This window comes from Streptomyces sp. P9(2023) (assembly GCF_032436795.1).
GTDB lineage: Bacteria > Actinomycetota > Actinomycetes > Streptomycetales > Streptomycetaceae > Streptomyces.
The window spans coordinates 1-275 of sequence record NZ_JAUPWM010000437.1 but is presented as its reverse complement, the minus strand read 5'-3'; the positions used below and the strand labels follow the sequence as shown (position 1 = coordinate 275).

Annotated in this window: 1 protein-coding gene; it reads right to left on the bottom strand. The window is 37.1% G+C overall.

Annotated features, from left to right (window positions below; genetic code table 11):
• The coding region (locus Q5762_RS38260) for a hypothetical protein (RefSeq protein WP_315896924.1) at positions 1-212 on the bottom strand (212 nt) is incomplete at its 3' end.
• Positions 213-275: the final 63 nt, after the last annotated feature.

Below are 275 nucleotides of genomic sequence, written 5' to 3'. Positions count from 1 at the left end.
AAAAACGAGATAAAACCTGTCACAATATTAGCCGCTGTTGTAATTAACGTTGGAATAGCCTGTAAAATACCAGTGCCAATACTAGTTAAAATTTGTACACCAGTTGCTAAAAAAGTGGGCAAATTTGTTGTAATCCACGTCATAATACCAGTTAAAATGCCTTGAAAAGACGTTAAAAATGTTGGTATTCCAGTAGTGATACCTGTTGCCAATTGCGTTAGCATAGATTGCCCTGCGGATAAAAATTGTGGCGCTGCAGTTTGAATAAACGTGAC